The 3,658-nt window shown below is 72.0% G+C and carries 4 protein-coding genes; 3 read left to right on the forward strand and 1 reads right to left on the reverse strand.

All coding sequences use genetic code 11. The features are described from left to right. Positions 1-171: 171 nt before the first annotated feature. Positions 172-1,182, forward strand: a complete 1,011-nt coding sequence (locus AB0J09_RS59215; RefSeq protein WP_360712256.1) for an ABC transporter ATP-binding protein — start codon at positions 172-174, stop codon at positions 1,180-1,182. After that, complete coding sequence (locus AB0J09_RS59220; protein ID WP_360712259.1) at positions 1,182-2,048, forward strand: GNAT family N-acetyltransferase; 867 nt, start codon at positions 1,182-1,184, stop codon at positions 2,046-2,048. The genes AB0J09_RS59215 and AB0J09_RS59220 overlap by 1 nt, the downstream gene beginning before the upstream one ends. A gap of 2 nt (positions 2,049-2,050) precedes the next feature. On the opposite strand, the gene AB0J09_RS59225 is transcribed toward AB0J09_RS59220, so the two are convergent. Continuing rightward, entirely contained in the window at positions 2,051-3,163 is a 1,113-nt protein-coding gene (locus tag AB0J09_RS59225; RefSeq protein ID WP_360712261.1) for a DUF1343 domain-containing protein, read from the reverse strand. A gap of 58 nt (positions 3,164-3,221) precedes the next feature. Here AB0J09_RS59225 and AB0J09_RS59230 point away from each other — a divergent pair. Then, positions 3,222-3,658 (forward strand): N-acetylmuramic acid 6-phosphate etherase (locus AB0J09_RS59230; RefSeq protein WP_360712264.1); only part of this gene is annotated, 437 nt, incomplete at its 3' end.

A 3,658-nucleotide genomic window follows, 5' to 3' on the forward strand; every position in this document is an offset into this window, starting at 1 on the left:
GCCGCCGACCCTGGCGACCGTGCCGAAGGAGGGCTGCGTGTTCAGGGAGCGCTGCCCGCTGCGCATGGACGTGTGCGACACCGTCGATCCCGACCCCCGTGTCCATCAAGGGGCGGACGGGTCCAGGGTCGTGGCCTGCCACGCCGTGACCGTGAACGTGAAGGAGCCCGCATGATCACTGGGAACGGCGTCGTCAAGACGTTCAAACAGCGCGGCAAGATGCTGGGCGCCCGTGAGGTGCGCGCGCTGCGCGGGGTCGACTTCTTGATCCCGAAGGGCGGTGCGGCCTCGTTCATCGGCGAGTCCGGATGCGGCAAGACCACGCTGGGCCGGATCATCGCGGGGCTGGAGACGTACGACGAGGGCGAGATCCTGATCGACGACGTCTCCATGTCGCCGCTCAAGCCCAAGGAGCGCCAGCCGCACTTCCGCAAGATCCAGATGATCCACCAGGACCCGTACTCGGCCCTGAACCCGACCAGGACCATCCACCAGACGCTGTACGCCCCGCTGAGCCTGCGGGCCAAGCAGACCGGGCGGTCGCGGTCGTGGATCGACGAACGGGCGGCCGAGGTGCTGTCGCTGGTCGGCCTCGACCCGGGCACGGTGCTGTCGCGCTACCCGCACCAACTGTCCGGCGGCATGCGGCAGCGCGTGGTCATCGCCCGCGCGCTGACCGTCGACCCGGAGATGCTCGTCGCGGACGAGGCGGTCTCGATGATCGACGTGTCGCTGCGGCTGGGCATCCTGGCGCTGCTGAAGGACCTGCGCGAGCGGCTCGGCGTGAGCGTGCTGTTCATCACGCACGACGTGGCCACGGCGCGCTACATCGGCGACGACGGCGAGCTGTACGTCATCTACCGCGGCCAGGTCGTCGAGCGCGGCCCGGTGGACACGGTCATCGCCGACCCCGTGCACCCGTACACGCAGTCGCTGCTGTCCGCGATCCCGGTGCTGCACGGCCTGGAGCAGCCCGGCGAGCAGCCGGTGACGCCGCTGGAGTCGCTGAACGAGAGCCAGTCGGACGAGGGCTGCCTGTTCGCCCGCCGCTGCCCGTTCAGGGGCGAGCGGTGCACGACCGAGCGGCCGCTGCTGCAGCTGACCGAGGGTGTGCCGCAGGAGCACGCGTGCTTCTACCCCGAGCGCCGCAGCGTGATCGCCCGCCCGATGAGCGAGGTGTGATGTCCCACGCTGTGCGGGCCGCCGTGTCGGCCACCGACCTCGCCGAGGCGACACGGATCGCCACCGCCGCGCTGACGCTGGACGCCGCGGAGGCCGCCGACCTGGTGGGCTCCCTGTCGCGGCCGCCCGCGGAGCGGCGCTGGACGGCGCTGGCCACCGACGGCGGCGTGGTGATGGTCTCCCTGTCGGCCACGGATCCGGGCAACGGGCACATCGACCTGCTGGCCGTGCACCCCTCCATGCGGGGGCAGGGGCGCGGGCGGGCGTTGGTGCAGGCGGCCGAGGAGTGGCTGCGGGGCCAGGGGGCGCGGCAGGCGCACTTCACCGGCAACCCGCCGTGCTACGCCTGGCCGGGCATCGACGTACGCTATACCGCCGCCGCCTGCCTGGCCGAGAGCCTCGGCTACGAGCGCTATCACGTCGCCTGGAACATGACGGCCGACCTGGGCGCCGACCTGTCCGTCGAGGACGACCTGCGGCGGCTGGAGGCGACCGGGGTACGCGTGCACGCGGCCGATGAGAACCGTGAGGGGGTCGCCGCGTTCGTCCGGGAGCACTGGAACGATCTGTGGGCCTGGGAGGCCACGCACGCGGCCGGGCTGCACTACGCCGAGCGCGACGGGCGCGTCCTGGGCTTCGCCGCCTGGGGCGCCCGGCCGGGCTGGTTCGGGCCGATGGGGACCTCTCCGGACGCCCGCGGGCTGGGCGTGGGACGCGTACTGCTGCGCAGGTGCCTGGCGGACCAGCGGGCCGCCGGGCAGGCCAGCGCCCAGATCGGGTGGGTAGGGCCGTTGCGGTTCTACTCGCACGCCGTCGGCGCGCGAGCGGAACGCGTCTTCTGGCTCTACCGGCGCGATCTGGCGTGATGTCACGTATAGAGCAGTCGTCCTTCTGGTCTTCCTGGTGGCGGGCAGAGGTCCCGGGGGTCCTCGCCCGCGTCCAGGCAGCGGGTGAGCGTGTCGGAGCCCCACAGGTGGTCCATGAACAGGTCGGGGCCCCACCAGCGCAGGTCGTCCGGGTAGAGGGTGCGGGCCACGTACAGCATGGACAGGCCCGTCAGGACGGGCCTGAACGCCTCGCGGTCGTGCACGTGGAGCTGGACGCCGCGCACGGGGACGCCGGCATGCTTGTGGAACGTGGGCGTGAACCACGTCTCCCTGAACCGCACACCCGGCAGTTCCAGCTCGGCCAGCGCGGGGGCGAACCTGGCATCCGCGTACGGGGCCCCGATCAGCTCGAAGGGCCTGGTCGTGCCGCGCCCCTCGGAGAAGTTCGTGCCCTCGAACAGCCCGGTGCCCGGATAGACCAGCGCGGTCTCCACGGTCGGCATGTTGACCGACGGCATCACCCAGGGCAGTCCCGTCTCGGCGAACGTCATGTCGCGCCGCCAGCCCTCCATTTCGACCACGCGCAGGTCCACGTCGAACCCGAACAGCGTGGCCAGCTCCCCCGCCGTCCTGCCGTGCCGGACCGGGAGCGGGAAGCGGCCCACGAAGCTGGCGAACGCCGGGTCGAGCAGCGGGCCCTCCTGGACGGTCCCGCCGAGGGGGTTGGGGCGGTCCAGCACCACGAACCGCAGCCCGAGCCGCGCGGCCGAGGCCAGCAGGTCGTACATCGTCCAGACGTAGGTGTAGAACCGGGCACCCACGTCGGCGATGTCGAAGACCAACGTGTCCACGCCAGACCCCGCGACCACCCGGTCCAGCGCCTCGCCCTCGAGCTTGTGCGTGTCGAACACCGGCAGCCCGGTCTTCTCGTCCACGGCGTCGGCCTCGCTGCCCGCCGCCTGCGCGGTGCCGCGCATGCCGTGCTCGGGGCCGAACAGGGCCGTCAGCTTCAGGCCCGCGGCCAGCAGCGCGTCCGGGGTCGGGGTGAGATCGGGCAGGACTCCGGTGGGGTTCGTGATCAGGCCGAGGCGGGTTCCGCCCGCGAGCGCGGGGTCCGCGGCCAGCCGTTCGGCTCCGGTTCGTACATGTGCCATGCAAGCCATTATCTGAAAGATATTTACAAGCGTGAAGGAGAAGGTGGAAATTAGCGTCATGACTGATCCGCTACCCGAGCTGTCCACCGAGCAGAGCGATCCCCGCTACAGCCAGATCGACCGGCTGCCGACCGAGCAGATCGCCCGGCTCATGAACCAGGCCGACGCCGCCGTGCCCGCCGCCGTCGCGGTGGCCATCCCGGCGATCTCGGCGGCCATCGACGGCATCTCCGCCAGGATGGCCGAGGGCGGCCGGCTGCTGTACGTCGGCGCCGGCACGTCGGGGCGGCTGGCCGTGCTCGACGCCAGCGAGTGCCCGCCCACGTTCGGCACCGATCCGTCGCTGGTGCAGGGCATCATCGCCGGCGGGCCGGAAGCGCTCACCCGGTCCGTGGAGGGGGCGGAGGACGACAGTGAGGCGGGCGCCGCCGCGCTGAAGGACCTTGAGGTGGGGCCGCTCGACTCGGTGGTCGGCGTGTCCGCCAGCGGGCGGGC

Origin of the sequence: Nonomuraea sp. NPDC049784, from assembly GCF_040659615.1 — a bacterium.
Lineage (GTDB): Bacteria > Actinomycetota > Actinomycetes > Streptosporangiales > Streptosporangiaceae > Nonomuraea.

Bases quoted from the DNA above. Each gene is read 5' to 3' on its own strand.
- AB0J09_RS59220 (WP_360712259.1), top strand. From the start codon at position 1,182: ATGTCCCACGCTGTGCGGGCCGCCGTGTCGGCCACCGACCTCGCCGAG.
- AB0J09_RS59225 (WP_360712261.1), bottom strand. From the start codon at position 3,163: ATGGCACATGTACGAACCGGAGCCGAACGGCTGGCCGCGGACCCCGCG.
- AB0J09_RS59215 (WP_360712256.1), top strand. From the start codon at position 172: ATGATCACTGGGAACGGCGTCGTCAAGACGTTCAAACAGCGCGGCAAG.